This is a genomic window from Bradyrhizobium japonicum USDA 6 (assembly GCF_000284375.1).
Taxonomy (GTDB): domain Bacteria; phylum Pseudomonadota; class Alphaproteobacteria; order Rhizobiales; family Xanthobacteraceae; genus Bradyrhizobium; species Bradyrhizobium japonicum.
Genome location: NC_017249.1, coordinates 491601 through 509981 on the forward strand (window position 1 = coordinate 491601; position 18381 = coordinate 509981).

Annotated in this window: 16 protein-coding genes; 9 read left to right on the top strand and 7 right to left on the bottom strand. The window is 64.8% G+C overall.

What is annotated here, in order from left to right; translation table 11 throughout:
- The first annotated feature begins 121 nt into the window (after positions 1 to 121).
- Positions 122 to 508, top strand: a complete 387-nt coding sequence (locus BJ6T_RS02270) for a hypothetical protein (protein ID WP_028158592.1) — start codon at positions 122 to 124, stop codon at positions 506 to 508.
- Positions 509 to 581: 73 nt separating this feature from the next.
- On the opposite strand, the gene BJ6T_RS02275 is transcribed toward BJ6T_RS02270, so the two are convergent.
- Positions 582 to 1220, bottom strand: coding sequence for a DapH/DapD/GlmU-related protein (locus tag BJ6T_RS02275; protein ID WP_014490671.1), 639 nt, complete (start codon positions 1218 to 1220; stop codon positions 582 to 584).
- 139 nt (positions 1221 to 1359) lie between these two features.
- The gene (leuB, locus tag BJ6T_RS02280) at positions 1360 to 2472 is read right to left on the bottom strand and encodes a 3-isopropylmalate dehydrogenase (protein WP_014490672.1); all 1113 of its coding nucleotides are present in this window, start codon (positions 2470 to 2472) and stop codon (positions 1360 to 1362) included.
- Between the two features lie 132 nt (positions 2473 to 2604).
- On the opposite strand from leuB, the gene BJ6T_RS02285 reads away from it, so the two are divergent.
- Positions 2605 to 3825: a YbfB/YjiJ family MFS transporter gene (locus BJ6T_RS02285; protein WP_014490673.1), complete on the top strand. Its 1221-nt coding sequence runs from the start codon at positions 2605 to 2607 to the stop codon at positions 3823 to 3825.
- 105 nt (positions 3826 to 3930) lie between these two features.
- On the opposite strand, the gene BJ6T_RS02290 is transcribed toward BJ6T_RS02285, so the two are convergent.
- The 4 genes from BJ6T_RS02290 to BJ6T_RS02305 form a co-directional block, all read right to left on the bottom strand.
- On the bottom strand, positions 3931 to 4713 hold the full coding sequence (locus tag BJ6T_RS02290; RefSeq protein ID WP_014490674.1) for a molybdopterin-binding protein: 783 nt from the start codon (positions 4711 to 4713) through the stop codon (positions 3931 to 3933).
- Positions 4714 to 4727: 14 nt separating this feature from the next.
- Positions 4728 to 5357 carry a cytochrome b/b6 domain-containing protein gene (locus BJ6T_RS02295; RefSeq protein ID WP_014490675.1) on the bottom strand — a complete coding sequence of 210 codons (630 nt, stop codon included), beginning with the start codon at positions 5355 to 5357 and terminating at the stop codon, positions 4728 to 4730.
- A 183-nt stretch (positions 5358 to 5540) separates the two neighbouring features.
- Entirely contained in the window at positions 5541 to 6095 is a 555-nt protein-coding gene (locus BJ6T_RS02300; RefSeq protein WP_014490676.1) for a fasciclin domain-containing protein, read from the bottom strand.
- A gap of 334 nt (positions 6096 to 6429) precedes the next feature.
- A complete protein-coding gene (locus BJ6T_RS02305) occupies positions 6430 to 7191 on the bottom strand; it encodes an SDR family oxidoreductase (RefSeq protein WP_014490677.1) in 762 nt (253 codons plus the stop codon).
- A gap of 94 nt (positions 7192 to 7285) precedes the next feature.
- On the opposite strand from BJ6T_RS02305, the gene BJ6T_RS02310 reads away from it, so the two are divergent.
- Positions 7286 to 8815: a malonate--CoA ligase gene (locus BJ6T_RS02310; protein ID WP_014490678.1), complete on the top strand. Its 1530-nt coding sequence runs from the start codon at positions 7286 to 7288 to the stop codon at positions 8813 to 8815.
- A 203-nt stretch (positions 8816 to 9018) separates the two neighbouring features.
- Here the strand turns inward: BJ6T_RS02310 and BJ6T_RS02315 are convergent, their stop codons facing one another.
- Positions 9019 to 9879, bottom strand: a complete 861-nt coding sequence (locus BJ6T_RS02315) for a sulfite exporter TauE/SafE family protein (RefSeq protein WP_014490679.1) — start codon at positions 9877 to 9879, stop codon at positions 9019 to 9021.
- A gap of 507 nt (positions 9880 to 10386) precedes the next feature.
- On the opposite strand from BJ6T_RS02315, the gene sdhC reads away from it, so the two are divergent.
- From sdhC to BJ6T_RS02345, 6 genes are all read left to right on the top strand, one after another.
- Positions 10387 to 10785 (top strand): succinate dehydrogenase, cytochrome b556 subunit, encoded by a 399-nt coding sequence (sdhC, locus tag BJ6T_RS02320; protein ID WP_014490680.1) that lies wholly within the window; start codon positions 10387 to 10389, stop codon positions 10783 to 10785.
- Positions 10782 to 11186, top strand: a complete 405-nt coding sequence (sdhD, locus tag BJ6T_RS02325; RefSeq protein ID WP_014490681.1) for a succinate dehydrogenase, hydrophobic membrane anchor protein — start codon at positions 10782 to 10784, stop codon at positions 11184 to 11186. Before sdhC ends, sdhD begins: the two co-directional genes overlap by 4 nt.
- Before the next feature lie 3 nt (positions 11187 to 11189).
- Complete coding sequence (gene sdhA, locus BJ6T_RS02330) at positions 11190 to 13025, top strand: succinate dehydrogenase flavoprotein subunit (RefSeq protein ID WP_014490682.1); 1836 nt, start codon at positions 11190 to 11192, stop codon at positions 13023 to 13025.
- 43 nt (positions 13026 to 13068) lie between these two features.
- Positions 13069 to 13851: a succinate dehydrogenase iron-sulfur subunit gene (locus BJ6T_RS02335; RefSeq protein ID WP_014490683.1), complete on the top strand. Its 783-nt coding sequence runs from the start codon at positions 13069 to 13071 to the stop codon at positions 13849 to 13851.
- Positions 13852 to 14044: 193 nt separating this feature from the next.
- On the top strand, positions 14045 to 16201 hold the full coding sequence (locus BJ6T_RS02340; protein WP_014490684.1) for a hybrid sensor histidine kinase/response regulator family protein: 2157 nt from the start codon (positions 14045 to 14047) through the stop codon (positions 16199 to 16201).
- A 52-nt stretch (positions 16202 to 16253) separates the two neighbouring features.
- Positions 16254 to 18212 (top strand): ABC transporter ATP-binding protein/permease, encoded by a 1959-nt coding sequence (locus BJ6T_RS02345; RefSeq protein ID WP_014490685.1) that lies wholly within the window; start codon positions 16254 to 16256, stop codon positions 18210 to 18212.
- The last annotated feature ends 169 nt before the right edge of the window (positions 18213 to 18381 follow it).

Here is an 18381-nt window from a genome sequence, read left to right on the forward strand (position 1 = left end):
TTTTGCCAGCGCGCACGATTATTCCGGGCTGGTGTGACCCAATAGACCTAGTTGCGGCCGCCCCAGCCGGGTTAGTATGGAGATGAAATCGATTGGCGGCTTGCCGCCTGAAGGGGACGTGATGAGCTCGAATTTCTCCGCCGCGAACAAACTGGCGATGTGGCTTGCGGCCGGCGCCGTCGTTGCCATGTCCTCAGCCCTCGCGACACCCGCCTCGGCCGACACCAAGAAGCAGCGTTACGACAACAGCCGTCCCTATTACGGCCCGAGCGGCCCGAACGCGGTCTATCAGCAGGGCCGCACCCGCCTTTATGTGAGCAAGCGCTCCTGGCTCGACGGCGGCACCGAGGTCAATCCGGGCGACCGCAAGTTCTCCGATTACGCTTTTCCGCCGGCGATCGGCTATCCGACCTTCGCCCGCGAGAACAACAACCGCCCGATCGATCGCCAGCCGCTGAGCACGCCGGCCGACGTCGGCGGCTACCCAAGGAATTTCCCGCTGTACTGAGCGGAATGATCGACCGAATCAAAATGGCCGGGCTCGCGCCCGGCCATTTTTGTTTGCGAGAGATACGTCCGCTTCAGGCGTTGGCTGCCGGATCGTAGCGCCTGCAAAATTCTTCGATCGCCTCGGAGCGGAAATCGCCCAGGCGCTCGAAGATCAGCTCGTCCGGCCAATCCCACCAGGCAATGCGGCGCAGGCTTTCGGCCACCGAATCGTCAAAGCGCCTGCGGATGGCTCGCGCGGGAACGCCGCCGACGATTGTGTAGGGCGCGACATCGCGGCTGACGACCGCGCCCGCTGCAATCACCGCGCCGTCGCCGACCGTGACGCCCGGCAGCAGGATCGCGGCGTGCCCGATCCAGACGTCATTGCCGACGATGACGCGATCTCCGCGACGATCCGCAAAGAAGTCGCGGTCACGCGTCGCACTTGCCTCGTAATATTCCGGGACATAGGTGAAGCGATGCTGGGACGGACGGCCCATCGGATGATTGGGCGCGCCGATCCGCACCGAATTGGCGATTGCGGTGAATTTTCCGATCACCGCGTCGGCGACCTCGCAATTCTCGCCGAGATAGGAGTAGTCGCCGAGCTCGGCATATTCGATGCGGGTGTTGGCGAGGATTTCGCAGCGGCGCCCGATCCGTGCTTCGCGCTGGCGCACCGTTTCATGGATGATGGTTTCCGCGATCTTGGGGCGGGGCGAGGCATCCATGAGGTGGCTCCGATGAAGACGTCAGCGCCGTAGGGTGGGCAAAGGCGCGAAGCGCCGTGCCCACCCTCTTTCGGCAATCGCGATAGAAGAGGTGGGCACGCTATCGCTTTGCCCACCCTACGATTGCGGTGCTTGCCGCTTACGCGTGCAGCTTCTGCAATTCCTTCAGGATCGCTTCGCCCATCTGCGTGGTCGAGGCGGCCGTGGTGCCTTCCGACTTGATGTCGGCGGTGCGCAGGCCGCTCGCCAGCACGGCGGCGATCGCGGCATCGACCTTGTCGGCGAGCGCGCCCATGTCGAAGGAGTAGCGCAGCGCCATGCCGAAGGACGAGATCATCGCGATGGGATTGGCGAGGCCCTTGCCGGCGATGTCAGGCGCCGAACCGTGCACGGGCTCGTACAGCGCCTTGCGCTTCTTGCTCTTCACGTCGACCTCGCCGAGCGAGGCCGAGGGCAGCATGCCGAGCGACCCCGTCAGCATTGCCGCGATGTCGGACAGCATGTCGCCGAACAGATTGTCGGTGACGATGACGTCGAACTGCTTCGGCGCCTTCACCAGCATCATGCCGCCGGAATCGGCGAGCTGATGCTCGAGCGTCACGTCAGGATATTCGCGCTTGTGGACCGCCGTCATGACCTCGTTCCAGAGCACGCCCGACTTCATGACGTTGCGCTTCTCCATCGACGTCACCTTGTTCTTGCGCTTCCTGGCAAGCTCGAAGGCGACGCGGCCGATGCGCTCGATTTCATAGGTGTCGTAGACCTGGGTATCGACGGCCCGCTTCTGGCCGTTGCCGAGATCGGTGATGGTCTTGGGCTCGCCGAAATAGACGCCGCCGGTGAGTTCGCGCACGATGACGATGTCGAGGCCCTCGACCGCCTCGCGCTTCAGGCTCGAGGCATCGGCCAGCGCCGGATAGCAGACGGCGGGACGGAGGTTGGCGAACAAAGCGAGATCCTTGCGCAGGCGGAGCAGGCCGGCTTCGGGGCGCACCTCGTAAGGAACGGCATCCCACTTCGGGCCGCCGACCGCGCCGAAGATGATGGCGTCGGCGGCCAGCGCCTTGGCCATGTCGCCCTCGGAGATCGACACCTTGTGGGCGTCATAGGCGGAGCCGCCGACCAGGCCGGTATCGGTCTCGAATTTGGCGATCCCTGCCGAATTGAGCCAGTCGATCAGCCGCTTCACCTCACCCATCACCTCGGGGCCGATACCGTCGCCGGGGAGCAGCAGCAATTTGTGGGTCGCCATGGTCGTTTCCTCTGAGATCGAATTCGGCCGGAGTGCTAGAGCGGCGTTGCGCGCTTGGCAAGACACCATTGCCGCCTCGCGGCTGTGCAAGGCCCGCAGGGCCTGCCACAGTGCGGGACGCCGGAGTATCCCTTGCGCGCCCAAGACTGCTTTGCTCAAGACCGTCGTCCCCCGCCCGACGCACATCCCGCGCGGCTGATCCTGACGCTGTCGCTGGCGGCGACGGTCGGGCTCGGCATCGGCCGCTTTGCCTATGCGCTGGTGTTGCCCGATATGCGGGAGGACCTCGGCTGGTCCTACTCGGCCGCCGGTTTCATGAACACCATCAACGCGGTCGGCTACCTCGTGGGCGCGCTTGTCGCGTCCCGGCTGATCCAGCGCGTCGGCTGGTCGGCGTCGATCCGCGGCGGAACCCTCGCCTGCGTCGCCGCGCTTGCCACCTGCGCGCTGACCGGAAATTTCGTTGCGCTGAGCCTCGCACGCCTCGTGCTGGGCTTAGGAGCCGCGGCCGGCTTCGTCGCCGGCGGCGCGCTGGCCGCGGCTATCGCGCAGTCGCGCCCGGAACGGGCCAATTTCCTGCTCAGCCTGTTCTATGCCGGGCCCGGCATCGGCATTCTCGCCTCGGGGCTGATCGCCCCGTTCACGCTGCAATATTTCGGGCCGGGCTCGTGGTGGCTGGTGTGGTGGGCGCTGACGCTGCTGTCCGTCGTGATGACCGTGCCGCTGTTCCTGATCCGCATCGAGAGCGGGGTGCGCTTCTCGGAAGGCAGCCACGCCACCTTCGCGATTCTACCCGTGCAGATCTATCTCGCCGGCTACTTCCTGTTTGGCGCCGGCTACATCGCCTACATGACCTTCATGATCGCCTATGTGCGCGACGGCGGCGGTGGCGCCGCGGCGCAAGCCGCGTTCTGGAGCCTGATCGGCCTCAGCGCCTTCGTCACGCCCTGGGTCTGGCGCGGCGTGCTGGCGCTCGACCGCGGCGGACTTGCCACCGCGATCATCCTCGGCACCAACGCGCTCGGCGCAGCCCTGCCGATGCTGGGGCATTCGCCGGCGTGGCTTGCGGTCTCGGCTGTGGTGTTCGGCGTCGCCTTCTTCGCCGTGGTCGGCTCGACCACGGCCTTCGTACGCTTCAACTACCCGCCGGAGGCGTGGCCCACCGCGATCGCGGCGATGACGATCTCGTTCGGCGTCGGGCAGACGCTCGGCCCGATCGTGGTCGGCGCGATCACGGATGCGCTGGGGAGTCTGAGTTACGCGCTGAATGTGTCGGCGGCGCTGCTGGCGCTGGGGGCGGTTGCGGCATTGTGCCAGCGCAAGGTGGGGCCAGCCAAACGATCGGTGCCGTAGGGTGGGCAAAGGCGCGCAGCGCCGTGCCCACCAAAATGGTCGACACATATGCAGAGCTGGTGGGCACGCTTGCGCTTTGCCCACCCTACGGCATCGGGGCTGGCGTCAGCTGCCGCTGAACGAATTGTACCCCTGGTCTTCCCAGTAGCCGCCCTTGTAGTCGTTGGTGACTTCCATCGAGACCACGTATTTCGGGTTCTTGAATCCGAGTTTTGTCGGCACGCGGATCTTCATCGGGAAGCCATAGGCGCGCGGCAGGATCTCGTTCGCATATTTGAACGTCATCTGGGTCTGCGGATGCAGCGCGCTACGCATGTCCAGCGGCGAGTTGTAACCGTCCTTGTCGGCGCACTGGAACCACACGTATTTCGCACGCGTATCGGCGCCGATCAGCTTGAGGAAATCGCGGAGCGGCGTGCCGGTCCAGCTTCCGATCGCGCTCCAGCCCTCGACGCAGATGTGGCGGGTGATCTGCGTGACCTGCGGCAGCTTGTAGAGCTCGTCCAGGGTCCAGGACTTCTTGTTGTCGACGAGGCCGCGCACCTCGAGCTTCCAGTCCGCGGCCGAGACATCGGGCGCGTCGTCGAGATCGTAATAGGCGTTGAACGGGAACGGTTTCGTAATCGCGCTCTCGGGGAAGGTCGGCGCCAGTGCGTCGGGATTGAACATCCACGCCTGCACGGCGTCGTTGAACTTCGAGACCTTCGCGAGCAGGGTATCGGCCGACGAGGAATCGACGACGTCGCAGCCGGTGAGCAGCGTCAGCGCGCCGAGGCTGGCGCCGCCCGCGATGAAGCGGCGGCGGGTGAAGTCCGGCATGGACTTGATGGAGTCCTTGATCAGCAGCCGCTTGTCGACGCCGGGGATGAGGAATGAGCGCTTGGCCATAACGGGTCTCCTAATCAGCGGCCAATGATCATCGCGCGCAGGCTCTTCGGCACCAGCAGCGCAAGCAAGACGTGAATGACGAGGAAGGCGCAGATCGCGGCCATGCAGAAGAAATGGACGTAGCGCGCGGTCGGATAATCGCCGAACAGCATCACGAGATAATAGAGCTGCACCGGCTTCCACATCGACAGGCCCGACAGCACGATCAGCACGCCGACCACGATGATGCCGGCATAGAGCAGGCGCTGCACGTAATTGTAGACGGTGAGATCGTCATGGCCGAGCTTGAAGGTCAGGGCAGCCCTGACATCGTGGAGCACGCCGGATGGCGTGATCGGCAGCAGCTTCTTGCGGAAGCGGCCGGTGGCGAAGCCGGTGACGAGATAGGCGAGGCCGTTGACCATCAGCAGCCACATCGCCGCAAAGTGCCAGAGCAGGCCGCCGCCGAGCCAGCCGCCAAGCGTATATTCGCGCGGAAAGCTGAAACCGAACAGCGGCGAGGCGTTGTAGATCTGCCAGCCCGACAGGATCATCAGGATCATGGCGACCGCGTTGGTCCAGTGCATGACGCGAACCCAGGCCGGCTGGATCACTTTGGCGGGGGTGGCGCTGACCTGCTCGTCGCTGACTGTGAGGCTCGACATGATGGTTCCGTCCTGAAGGTCGTCTGACACCGAATATACGCTGATACGGCCGCTTTCGTTACGCCCCGCCGGCCATCGAATCGATGCCTATGGGCTATCGTGGTCACAATAAAGCGAGCCGGGTGCCCCCGGCTCGCCGTTTCGTCGCATCCTGCTTGCGGGATGAAACAGGGACGCGCGGTGTTACGTCGCCGGCATCAGCACGGTGTCGACCACATGGATGACGCCGTTCGACTGGTTGACGTTGGAGATCGTCACCATCGAGGTGCCGCCCTTGGCATCGACGATCCAGACCTTGCCGTCCTGCTTCTTCACGGTCAGTTCCTCGCCTTCGGCGGTCTTCATCTTCTTGCCGTCGGTGAGGTCGGAGGCCTCGAGCTTCCCGGGCACGACATGGTAGGTGAGGATCTTGGTCAAGGTCGCCTTATTCTCGGGCTTGACCAGGTTGTCGACGGTGCCGGCCGGCAGCTTGCCGAAGGCGGCGTTGGTGGGCGCGAACACCGTGAACGGGCCCTTGCTTTCCAGCGTCGGCACCAGGCCGGCCGCCTTCACCGCCGCGACCAGCGTGGTGTGATCCTTCGAGTTGACGGCGTTCTGGACGATGTTCTTGGACGGGAACATCGCGGCGCCGCCGACCATGACGGTCTTCTCCTCGGCGCGGACAGGCGCGACGACGGTCGCGGTGATGGCCAGGGCGCTGAAGGCGGCGGCAGCGAGATAGGCAATACGCTTCGACATGGAGAGTCTCCCGATTGAATTGTGACCGGCAATGGCCGGCGTTTGCGTTGGGGCAACAACGGCGCCTGCGACCTTTTGGCGTGAAGCAGCAGTGCCGTCGTTGGACCGAACTACGGGAGGGTTCGGGATGGGGTTTCGGGAAATAATTTATCGTGATGCGTGAAACTAAGCGGGGGGACGTTCGTGTGATGCGCGGCCATCGCGCAAAAACTGCGGCGCAGTAGGTGTCGTAGGGTGGGCAAAGGCGCGTAGCGCCGTGCCCACCATCTCTCCGCGATTGAGGACGGGTGGTGGGCACGCTCCGCTTTGCCCACCCTACGGCAGTGTGCCCGCTTCAATCCCTGTTGTTCGGCGTCTGAATGAATCCGCGATTATGCGTCGGGCTGATCAGGAGCTCGTTGATGCAGACGCGCGGCGGCATGCTGGCGATGAACGCGATGGTGCGGCCGAGATCTTCGGATTGCAGCATCTTCGCCTGCTCCGCCTCGCTCGGCACCAGCGGGCGCAGCTTCAGAATGGGAGTAGCCACCTCGCCCGGCATCAGGCAGCAGGCGCGCAGGCCGTTGACGCATTCGTCCATGTTGAAGGAATGGGTCAGCGCGAGCACCGCATGCTTGGTGGTGGTGTAGGCCGGGCCCGGCATCTTCGAGACGTGGCGGCCGGCCCAGGATGAGACGTTGATGATCGAGCCATCCTGCTGCTTGCGCATCGTGGGCAACACCGCGCGCATGCAATACAGCACGCCATTGAGATTGACCTGGACGAGCTTGTCCCAGCCCTCCAGTTCCATATCCTTCCAGCTCCGCCTGGGGACATTGATACCGGCATTGTTTACGAGCAGGTCGATGCGGCCTTGCTTCGCGACGATTTGGTCGGCCGCCTTCTGGGCTTCGGCGGCGTTGGACACGTCGAGCGCAATGGCCTCAGCCGCCCCGCCTGCCCCAGCAATCCTGGCAACCACGGTATCCAGGGCATCCTTGCGGCGGCCCGAGACCACGACTATCCAGCCGTCGGCCGCGAGCGCCTCGGCGCCGGCCTCCCCGATGCCGCTGCCACCGCCCGTCACCCAGGCCACGCGTTTCCCGTTTTTGGTCATGCAAACTGTCTCCGTTGCTTCATTGGGGCGGTTTTTGCTAATCCAGCCCTCGGTTTTGACCGGCCTTGTTGCCTTGCGGTCGAGGAAATCTTGCATGAACCAAGCTGCCAACGCCAACCTGTTTTCCCGCCTGTTCGACGATCTGGACGATCCCAAACGCCTCGCGGTCGAGACGCAGGACGGCGCCCATATCAGCTATGGCGATCTGATCGCGCGGGCCGGGCAGATGGCGAATGTGCTGGTCGCGCGCGGCGTGAAGCCCGGCGACCGCGTCGCGGTGCAGGTGGAGAAATCGGTCGCCAATATCGTGCTGTATCTCGCCACGGTGCGGGCCGGCGCGGTCTATTTGCCGCTGAACACGGCCTATACGCTGAACGAGCTTGACTACTTCATCGGCGATGCCGAGCCATCGCTGGTGATCTGCGATCCCTCCAAGGCGGAAGGCCTCGCCCCGATCGCCGCCAAGGTGAAGGCCAAGGTCGAGACGCTCGGGCCCGACGGCAAGGGCTCGCTGACGGAAGCCGCCGACAAGGCCAGCAGCGAATTCGTAACCGTCTCGCGGGCAAACGACGATCTCGCCGCGATCCTCTACACGTCGGGCACCACCGGCCGCTCCAAGGGCGCGATGCTGACGCACGACAATCTCGCGTCGAACTCGCTCTCGCTCGTCGGCTATTGGCGCTTCACCGACAAGGACGTGCTGATCCACGCGCTGCCGATCTACCACACGCACGGCCTGTTCGTGGCGACCAACGTGACGCTGTTTTCGCGGGCGTCGATGATCTTCCTGCCCAAGCTCGACCCGGATCTGATCATCAAGCTGATGGCGCGCGCCACGGTGCTGATGGGCGTGCCGACCTTCTACACGCGGCTGCTCCAGAACTCCGCGCTGTCGCGCGAGACCACAAAGCACATGCGGCTGTTCATCTCGGGCTCCGCGCCGCTGCTCGCCGAAACCCATCGCGAATGGTCGGCGCGCACGGGACACGCGGTGCTCGAGCGCTACGGCATGACCGAGACCAACATGAACACGTCGAACCCGTATGACGGCGAGCGCGTGCCCGGCGCGGTCGGCTTTCCTCTCCCCGGCGTCTCCGTGCGCGTGACCGAGCCCGAGACCGGCAAGGAGCTGCCGCACGACGAGATCGGCATGATCGAGGTGAAGGGCCCGAACGTCTTCAAGGGCTATTGGCGCATGCCGGAGAAGACCAAGTCGGAATTCCGGTCCGACGGCTTCTTCATCACCGGCGACCTCGGCAAGATCGACGACAAGGGCTACGTCCACATTCTCGGCCGCGGCAAGGATCTCGTGATCTCCGGCGGCTTCAACGTCTACCCCAAGGAAATCGAGAGCGAGATCGACGCCATGCCGGGCGTGGTCGAATCCGCCGTGATCGGCGTGCCGCATGCCGATTTCGGCGAGGGCGTCACGGCGGTTCTGGTCTGCAACAAGGGCGCCGACGTCACCGAGGCCGGCGTGCTGAAGGCGCTCGACGGAAGGCTGGCAAAGTTCAAGATGCCCAAGCGCGTCTTCGTCGTCGACGAGCTGCCGCGGAACACCATGGGCAAGGTACAGAAGAACGTGCTGCGCGATACCTACAAGGATATTTACGCGAAGAAGTAGGGGGCTGCCTCGTCGCAGCTTTGTTGCGACGAGGCGCCGCCACGCAACGCGCCGTCATGCCCCGGCTTGACCGGGGCATCCAGTACGCCGCAGCCTCTCGGTTCAATCACTGCTGTCTCTGGAATACTGGATCGCCCGCCCCAGTGCGCAAGTGCGCACAAGGCGGGCGATGACAGCGGAGTATGTGGCGCAGGCTCAGGCGCTCACTGGCCGCCCACCAAGCTCATCACAAACCGGCTGCCGACGATAAACAGATAGCAGCCGAACGCCACTTCCAGCGTCCGCTTCGACATCGCATGCGCGGCTCTCACGCCGAGCGGCGCGGTGACGAGGCTCATCGGCATCACCAGCACGGCGCCGATCAGCGAGACGTAACCGAGCGCGAACGGGATTTGCAGCGCTGCGACGGCCGGATAGGTCGCAGCTGCCGGCCAGCCGGCATAGATGTAGCCGAGCGCGCCGGGGATCGAGATCAGGACCGCGAGCGCCGACGAGGTCGCCACTGCCTGGTGGATGGGCCGGCCGTAGAACGTCATCAGCAGGTTCGAGAACAGGCCGCCGCCGATACCCATCAGCGTCGAGAGGATACCGACGCAGAAGCCGTAGACGCGCATCAGCGGCCCTTTAGGCAGATCGTCGCCGAACTTCCAGCCCTCGCGCGCGAAGATGAGACGCGCCGACGCGGAATAGGCGACGCAGACAAACACGATCTTGAACAGCTTCTCCGGCGCGTAACGCGCGATGACGCTGCCGGCGACGACGCCGATCACGATCGGCAGCCACCACACGCGCAGGATCGACATGTCGACGGCGCCGCGCTTGTAGTGCGCCTGGAACGAACGGATCGAGGTTGGAATGATCACCGCGAGCGAGGTGCCGATGCAGAGCGGCATGCGCACTTCGAGCGGCACGCCGGCGATGCGGAAGCATTCGTAGAACACCGGCACGAGAATCGCGCCGCCGCCGATGCCGAACACGCCGGCCAGGAATCCCGAGAGCGCGCCGGTTGCGATCAGCAACAGCGCGAGCTCGACGATCTCCTTGATATCAAGACCTGCAATCACCCCTGACCTGCCCCGGCGACTGGTCGCAACTTCTCCGAAGCATGCGGTCGGAAAGCTGCGCGCGGAGCTTTAGGCGATCTGATTCTCGCGGTCGACACCCACGTCTTGCGGCTGGGGTGGAATGCAAGGTGTGCATATCCGGACAGGGGTCAAACCGGGCCGGGGCGGGAGCGGGTTGGTACCGTCCGAATGGCGTTAGCGGCCCAAAAGACCAGCCCCGGGCAGGTTTGGACGGCATGGTCCGTTTAGAGGCGTTCCAATAGCAATTTCAACGCGCATCGGTCCCTCCAGAACAAATGAATATATATTCTGTTTTTCGTTGGCGGACCGAAGTGCTGGTATACCAAGCCACTGATTGGCCTTGCATCATCAACGCTCTAGAGCTGAACCGCGGTTCGATTTATGGCGATTTGGTGATTGCGCAGGCGAAATCGACTCCGTAAATAGAGCCGACCTTTCGCGATCCCCGCGTGCCCCCTGCTGGGCCGCAATAAACATCAAAAGCCCATGACCGCACGGATCGAACGACCGCTTTCCCCCCACATGCAAGTCTACCGCTGGACGCTGACGATGGCGCTGTCCATCGTCCATCGCGCCACCGGTATCGCGCTCTACGTCGGAACCCTGCTGTTGGCCTGGTGGCTGATCGCGGCGGCTTCCGGCCCCGCCGCCTATTCCCACGTCCAGGCCTTCACCGGCAGCATCATCGGCCGGCTGATCATGTTCGGCTACACGTGGGCGCTGATGCACCATATGCTGAGCGGTATCCGGCACTTCGTGTGGGACCTCGGCTACGGCTTCAAGGCCAATGAGCGCGAAGCGCTGACCTGGGGCGCACTGATCGGCGGCATCGCGCTGACGGTGCTGATCTGGATCATTGCCTACGCGATCGGAGGTGGACGATGAGCACGGCCGATACGCCGAAGCGCAGCATGCGCACCCCGCTCGGCCGCGTCCGCAACCTTGGCGCGGCGCATTCCGGCACGTCCGATTTCTGGCGCCAGCGCTTGACTGCAGTGGCGATGGTCCTGCTGATGATCCCCGTGATCGTCGTCATCATGATGCTGCTCGGCCGCAACCAGGCCTATGCCAAGCAGATCCTCGGCTCGCTGCCGATCGCCATCATCATGGTGCTCTTCATCGTCGCCAGCGCCTGGCACATGAAGATCGGCATGCAAGTCGTGATCGAGGACTATATCCACAACGAGAAGCTGAAGCTCGCGACGATCATGCTCAACAATTTCTTCTCGATCGCGGTCGCGCTCGCCTCGATCTACGCGATTCTCCAACTGTCATCCGGAGTGTAACCCATGGCCAATGCGACGAATGGCAAGGGCAACGGCGCTCCCGCCACCAACGGCAAAGCCTATCCGATCGAAGACCACACCTATGACGTCGTCGTGGTCGGCGCCGGCGGCGCGGGCCTGCGCGCCGTGGTCGGCTGCAGCGAAGCCGGTCTTCGCACCGCCTGCATCACCAAGGTGTTTCCGACCCGCTCGCATACGGTCGCGGCGCAGGGCGGCATCTCGGCCTCGCTCGGCAACATGCACAAGGACGACTGGCGCTGGCACATGTACGACACCGTGAAGGGGTCGGACTGGCTGGGTGACCAGGATGCGATCGAATACATGGTGCGCAACGCGCCCGAGGCCGTCTACGAGCTCGAACATTGGGGCGTGCCGTTCTCGCGCACCGAGGACGGCAAGATCTACCAGCGTCCGTTCGGCGGCATGACGACCGAGTTCGGCAAGAGCCAGGCGCAGCGCACCTGCGCCGCCGCCGACCGCACCGGCCACGCCATGCTGCACACGATGTATGGCCAGTCGCTGCGTCACGCGGCCGAGTTCTTCATCGAGTTCTTCGCCATCGACCTGATCATGGACGACCAGGGCACCTGTCGCGGCGTCATCGCGCTCAGATTGGACGACGGCACGCTGCACCGCTTCCGCGCCCAGACCGTGATTCTCGCCACCGGCGGCTACGGCCGTGCCTACGCCTCCTGCACCTCGGCGCACACCTGCACCGGCGACGGCGGCGGCATGGTGCTGCGCGCCGGCCTGCCGATGCAGGACATGGAGTTCGTGCAGTTCCACCCGACCGGCATTTACGGTTCGGGCTGTCTCGTCACCGAAGGCGCGCGCGGCGAAGGCGGCTATCTCGTCAATTCCGAGGGCGAGCGCTTCATGGAGCGCTATGCGCCGTCCGCGAAGGACCTCGCCTCGCGCGACGTCGTCTCGCGCGCGATGACCATCGAGATCCGCGAAGGCCGCGGCGTCGGCAAGAAGAAGGACCACATCTTCCTGCATCTTGACCATCTCGATCCCGCGGTGCTCGCCGAGCGCCTGCCGGGCATCTCCGAATCCGCAAAAATCTTCGCCAATGTCGACGTGACGCGCGAGCCGATCCCGATCGTGCCGACCGTGCACTACAACATGGGCGGCATCCCCACGAACTATCATGGCGAAGTGCTGACCAAGCGGGATGGCGACGACAACGCCATCATCCCCGGCCTGATGGCGATCGGCGAAGCGGCTTGCGTCTCCGTGCACGGCGCCAACCGCCTCGGCTCCAACTCGCTGATCGACCTCGTGGTGTTCGGCCGCGCCGCAGCGCTCCGTCTCGCGGAGAAGCTCACGCCCAACGCCAAGCAGCCCGAGCTGCCGGCGAACTCGTCCGAGCTCGCGCTCGGCCGCCTCGACCATTACCGCTACGCCTCCGGCGGCACGCCGACCGCGAAGCTGCGCGAAGGCATGCAGCACGTGATGCAGAACAATTGCGCGGTGTTCCGCACCGGCGAGGTGCTCAGCGAAGGCCAGAACCTCATCGAGAAGGTCCACAGCGGCATCACCGACATCGCGGTGTCCGACCGCTCGCTGGTGTGGAATTCCGACCTGATCGAGACGCTGGAGTTCGACAATCTGATCTCGCAGGCGGTGGTGACGATGGACTCCGCCGCCAACCGCACCGAGAGCCGCGGCGCGCATGCCCGCGAGGACTTCTCCGCGCGCGACGACAAGAACTGGATGAAGCACACGCTGGCCTGGCTCGACGACAAGGGCAAGGTCAAGATCGAGTACCGCCCCGTTCACGACTACACCATGACCAACGACGTGCAGTATATCCCGCCCAAAGCTCGCGTTTACTGAGCTACGCGCGTGTACTGAGCGAACAGCGAAGGCCTTAATCGAAATGGTTGAATTCGCACTTCCGAAGAACTCCAAGATCACCGGCGGCAAGACCTGGCCGAAGCCGGCGGGCGCGACAGACGTTCGCGAATTCCGCGTCTATCGCTGGAATCCGGACGACGGCAAGAATCCGAGCGTCGACACCTATTACGTCGACACCCATGATTGCGGCCCGATGGTGTTGGACGGCCTGATCTGGATCAAGAACAACATCGACCCGTCGCTGACCTTCCGCCGCTCTTGCCGTGAAGGCGTCTGCGGCTCCTGCGCGATGAACATCGACGGCCAGAACACGCTCGCCTGCACGCGCTCGATGCACGACGTCAAGGACGGCGCGGTCAAGATCAACCCGCTGCCGCACCAGCCTGTCGTGAAGGACCTCGTTCCTGATCTGACCAATTTCTACGCGCAGTACGCGTCCATCGAGCCGTGGCTGAAGACGACCTCGCCGATGCCGCAGAAGGAATGGCGCCAGAGCCACGAGGACCGCGAAAAGCTCGACGGCCTTTACGAGTGCATCCTCTGCGCCTGCTGCTCGACCTCGTGCCCGAGCTATTGGTGGAACAGCGATCGCTATCTCGGCCCGGCCGCCCTGCTCCAGGCCAACCGCTGGGTCTCCGACTCCCGCGACGAGGCGACCGGCGAACGGCTCGACAATCTCGAGGATCCGTTCCGCCTCTACCGCTGCCATACCATCATGAACTGCGCCAAGGCCTGCCCGAAGGGTCTCAACCCGGCCGAAGCCATCGCCGAGCTCAAGCTGAAGATGGTCGAGCGCCAGATCTAGCCAGCCTTTGTCGCCTTGATTCCCCGGCCGGAACGGCCGGGGCATTCTACTTCCGCCACGAATTCAGCGAGATTGTTCTCCCGGCCCGCGTCACGCGCGAACGTCCGAATTGCAACCTCCGGTTCCATCGACAAGCCGCTTCCTTCCCAGCGGGAATTTCAAGTAAGCTCTCCGGTCAGGGACCGGAGCGACTGTGCAGGGTGCGCAACGCAACTCGCTGAGACTGTTGCAGTGGATGATGGCGGCATCCCTGGCGCTGCCGATTGCACTGTTCGTCTTCACCTCCACGATCTCCTACACATCAACAAAGGACATCGCCGACCGCGAGATCGAGCGCACGCTCGATGTCGCCCATGAGCACGCGCTCAAGGTGTTCGAGACCATCGACCGCAGCCTTGCCGAGCTCAACGAGGTCGTGCGCGGCCTACCCGACGAGATCATCCGCTCGCGCGAACCGGCGCTGCACCGCCGCCTGAAACGGCTGACCGATGCGCTGCCGCAGCTCAAATCGGCCTGGATCTTCGACGCGAACGGGAAATCGCTGGTCAACAGCCTCGCCTCGCCACCGCAGGATCTGAGTTTTGCGGACCGCGATTACTTCTACGCCCATGTCGACCAGAACATTGGCACGTTCGTCGGCGCAGCCCTGACGCCGCGTCCGCCCTATCAGGGGGCCCGCTTCTTCGGCATGAGCCGGCGTCGCGAAGCCGACGATGGCAGCTTCATCGGCGTCATCCAGGCCTCCGTCCTGCCGGAATATTTCGAGAGCTTTTATGCCAGGATCGGCTCCGATCCCGGCAGCTTCTTCGCCATGGGACGCACGGACGGCGTGGTGCTCACCCATTTTCCACGGCTCGACCGCGACTTCCGGCTCGATCCGACCGGACCGGTCGGGCAGCAGATCGCCGCTCACCCCGAGCACGGCCTCATCACCATCGCCTGGCCCTCGGACGGAATCGAGCGGCGCGTCGGCTACAGGCGCGTCGCCGAATATCCGATCTATGTCAGCGCCGGGCTCGAGACCTCGGCGATCCGCGCGCGCTGGCTCGCCACCATGGGCCAGCATCTGGTGTTCGGCATTCCCGCCACGGCGCTGCTGTTTCTGCTGCTTGCGCTCGCGTTCCGGCGCACCCAGCATCTCCACGCCGAGGCCACGGCACGACGCGAGGCCGAGGAGGCGCTCAAGCACAGCCAGCGGCTGGAGGCGCTCGGCCAGCTCACCGGCGGTGTCGCGCACGACTTCAACAATCTCCTCACCGTGATCCGCGCCTCGGTCGACCTGCTGAACCGGCCGCAGCTGAGCGAGGAGCGGCGGCAGCGCTACATCAATGCCATTGCGGACGCGGTCGCGCGCGCCGCCAAGCTGACCTCGCAGCTGCTGGCATTCGCGCGGCGTCAGACCCTGAAACCGGAAGTGTTCGACGTCGGGGAGCGGATGCAGTCGCTGCACGACATGCTCGCCACGCTGCTCGGGCCGGCGATCGAGATCGGAATCCGGCTGCCGACCGAGCCCTGCCTCGTCAAGGCCGATGCCGGCCAGTTCGAGACGGCTCTGATCAACATGGCGACCAATGCGCGCGACGCCATGCAGGGCAAAGGCAGGATCACCTTCGCCGTGCAGGCGGCGGCGACCATACCCGATACATTGGTGCACGTTTCGGGCAGCCATGATCTCGCAGGCGGCGATGGCTTCGTCAGTGTCGCCGTCAGCGACACCGGCATCGGCATTCCCGCCGCACGATTGGGCCGCATCTTCGAGCCGTTCTTCACCACCAAGCAGGTCGGCCAGGGCACCGGTCTCGGCCTGTCGCAGGTGTTCGGCTTCGCCCGGCAATCCGGCGGAGAGGTGACCGTCGAGAGCGAGGTCGGCCAGGGCAGCACCTTCTCACTCTATCTGCCGCGCGTGCCCACGGACCTGCTGCCGCAGCGGCAGGCGCCCAACACCGCACCGGCGGTGGCCGGCAGCGGCATGTCGGTGCTGTTGATCGAGGACAATATCGAGCTCGCCAATTTCGCGGCCGACGGCCTCACCGAGCTCGGTTACAGCATCACCTTGGTGGACAACGCCACCGACGCGCTCGCCGAGCTCACCATGGACGCAGAGCGCTTCGACGTCGTGTTCTCCGACGTGGTGATGCCCGGGATGACGGGGCTCGATCTGGCGCAGGCGATCCGCGACCGCGGCATCCGCGTGCCGATCGTGCTGACCACGGGCTACAGTCAGGCCTTGTCACAAGATGGCGCCGCCGGCTTCGATCTCGTGCAAAAGCCCTATTCGATCGAGGAATTGTCGCGCGTTCTCCATCGGGCCGCGAGGCTCCGGCCGGTCCGCGACGGCGCTGCCGAGTGATGCCGGCACGGAACCAACGGGAACCGACTGATTTGGTTCGCGTTATCCGCGCATGCAGAAGACGGCCGCAAAGCGCGAACAGGGCAGGAAGCCGCCCATTGTCGAGATCAAGGGCGAGAATGGCGATGAGGTCGCGCCGCCGCCGCCGGAGGTGCTCGAGCCTGATCCGGAGCTATCACCCGAAGAAGCCGAACAGGCCCGCAAGGACTATCTGCTGACGCGCTTCTGGATCAGCGCACGCGGGTTCTGGGGCCGCAACGGCGACCGGCTGGCGTGGTTCTACTCGATCGGCCTCGTCGTGCTGATCGTCCTTACCGTCGGCTTTCAATACGGCATCAATGTCTGGAATCGCGCGATCTTCGACGCCATCGAGAAGCGCGAGGCGAGCACCGTCTTCCATCTCACGGCGGTGTTCTTCCCGCTCGCGATCGGCAGCATCGTGCTCGGCGTCGCACAGGTGTTCGCGCGAATGGGAATTCAGCGCCGCTGGCGCGCGTGGCTCACGGCAAGCGTGCTGACCCGCTGGCTGGCCAACGGGCGCTATTATCAGCTCAACCTGGTCGGCGGCGACCACAAGAACCCGGAATACCGCATCGCCGAGGATCTGCGCGTGGCGACCGATTCTCCGGTCGATTTCCTCGCCGGCGTGACGTCGGCGCTGTTGTCGGCGGTCACGTTCATCATCGTGCTCTGGACCATTGGCGGCGCGCTCACGGTCACGTTCGGCGGCTCCACCATCACCATTCCCGGTTTCCTCGTGATCGCCGCGATCCTCTACGCCGCGATCGCCTCCGGTTCGATCCTGGTGATCGGCCGCCGCTTCGTGCAAATCTCCGAGGACAAGAACCAGGCCGAGGCGGATTTCCGCTACACGCTGACGCGCGTGCGCGAGAACGGCGAGAGCATCGCGCTGCTCGGTGGCGAGGAGGAGGAGCGCGGCGGCATCGACCGCAATTTCACCAACGTGCTGCGGCAGTGGGCGCGTTTGGCCGGCCAGCACATGCGCACGACGCTGGTGTCGCAAGGCTCGAGCCTTGTTGCTCCCGTGGTCCCTCTCCTGCTCTGCGCGCCAAAATTCCTCGACGGCAGCATGACGCTCGGACAGGTGATGCAGGCGGCCTCCGCCTTCACCATCGTGCAGAGCGCGTTCGGCTGGCTGGTCGACAATTATCCGCGGCTCGCCGACTGGAACGCCTGCGCGCGTCGCATCGCCTCGCTGATGATGTCGCTCGACGGCCTGGAGCGCGCCGAGCAGGGCGACGGCCTCGGCCGCATCAAGCGCGGCGAGACCGGCAACGAGGCCATGCTGGAGATGAAGGATCTCTCCGTCACGCTCGACGACGGCACGGCCGTGGTCGGCGAAACCGAGGTGGTGATCGAGCCGGGCGAGCGCCTGCTGGTCGCCGGCGAATCCGGCACCGGCAAGAGCACGCTGGTGCGCGCCATCGCAGGCCTCTGGCCCTGGGGCGGCGGCAGCGTCAATTTCCATCCCGACCGGCGCCTGTTCATGCTGCCGCAACGGCCTTACGTGCCGTCCGGCAGCTTGCGCCGCGCGGTCGCCTATCCCGGCGCCGAGGACGACTGGACCGTGGAGGAGATCGGCGAGGCCCTGCACAAGGTCGGCCTCGACCACCTCAAGGAGAAGATCGAGGAAGAGGGGCCGTGGGACCAGACGCTGTCGGGCGGCGAGAAGCAGCGCCTCGCCTTCGCGCGGCTGCTGCTGCACAACCCCGACATCGTCGTGCTCGATGAAGCGACATCCGCGCTCGACGAGAAGAGCCAGGACAAGATGATGCAGATGGTCACCGACGAGCTGCCGAAGGCGACCATCGTCAGCGTCGCGCACCGCGTCGAGCTGGAAGCCTTCCACAGCCGCAAGATCGTGCTGGAACGCCGCAAGAGCGGCGCCAAGCTGGTCAGTGATATCGACCTGATCCCGCGCAAGGGCAAGCGCAAGCTGCTCGGGCGATTCCTGAGGCAGCGCAAGGCCGCGCCGAAAAAGGCGGCGTGATGATCTGTCGTCCCGGGGCGCGCAAAGCGCGAACCCGGGACCCATACCCACAGGAAGCAGTTTGACGAAGACTCGGAGTTGGCGTCTTGCGTTACACTCCTCGCTATGGGTATGGGTCCCCGCCTTCGCAGGGACGACACCGAAATTGTAGCTCGCTGCAAAACCGGCT

Excerpts from the sequence above, each read along its gene's own strand:
- BJ6T_RS02270 (WP_028158592.1), top strand. The coding sequence starts at position 122 with ATGAGCTCGAATTTCTCCGCCGCGAACAAACTGGCGATGTGGCTTGCG.
- BJ6T_RS02275 (WP_014490671.1), bottom strand. The coding sequence starts at position 1,220 with ATGGATGCCTCGCCCCGCCCCAAGATCGCGGAAACCATCATCCATGAA.
- leuB (WP_014490672.1), bottom strand. The coding sequence starts at position 2,472 with ATGGCGACCCACAAATTGCTGCTGCTCCCCGGCGACGGTATCGGCCCC.
- BJ6T_RS02290 (WP_014490674.1), bottom strand. The coding sequence starts at position 4,713 with ATGGCCAAGCGCTCATTCCTCATCCCCGGCGTCGACAAGCGGCTGCTG.
- BJ6T_RS02295 (WP_014490675.1), bottom strand. The coding sequence starts at position 5,357 with ATGTCGAGCCTCACAGTCAGCGACGAGCAGGTCAGCGCCACCCCCGCC.
- BJ6T_RS02300 (WP_014490676.1), bottom strand. The coding sequence starts at position 6,095 with ATGTCGAAGCGTATTGCCTATCTCGCTGCCGCCGCCTTCAGCGCCCTG.
- BJ6T_RS02305 (WP_014490677.1), bottom strand. The coding sequence starts at position 7,191 with ATGACCAAAAACGGGAAACGCGTGGCCTGGGTGACGGGCGGTGGCAGC.
- BJ6T_RS02310 (WP_014490678.1), top strand. The coding sequence starts at position 7,286 with ATGAACCAAGCTGCCAACGCCAACCTGTTTTCCCGCCTGTTCGACGAT.
- sdhC (WP_014490680.1), top strand. The coding sequence starts at position 10,387 with ATGACCGCACGGATCGAACGACCGCTTTCCCCCCACATGCAAGTCTAC.
- sdhD (WP_014490681.1), top strand. The coding sequence starts at position 10,782 with ATGAGCACGGCCGATACGCCGAAGCGCAGCATGCGCACCCCGCTCGGC.
- sdhA (WP_014490682.1), top strand. The coding sequence starts at position 11,190 with ATGGCCAATGCGACGAATGGCAAGGGCAACGGCGCTCCCGCCACCAAC.
- BJ6T_RS02335 (WP_014490683.1), top strand. The coding sequence starts at position 13,069 with ATGGTTGAATTCGCACTTCCGAAGAACTCCAAGATCACCGGCGGCAAG.
- BJ6T_RS02345 (WP_014490685.1), top strand. The coding sequence starts at position 16,254 with ATGCAGAAGACGGCCGCAAAGCGCGAACAGGGCAGGAAGCCGCCCATT.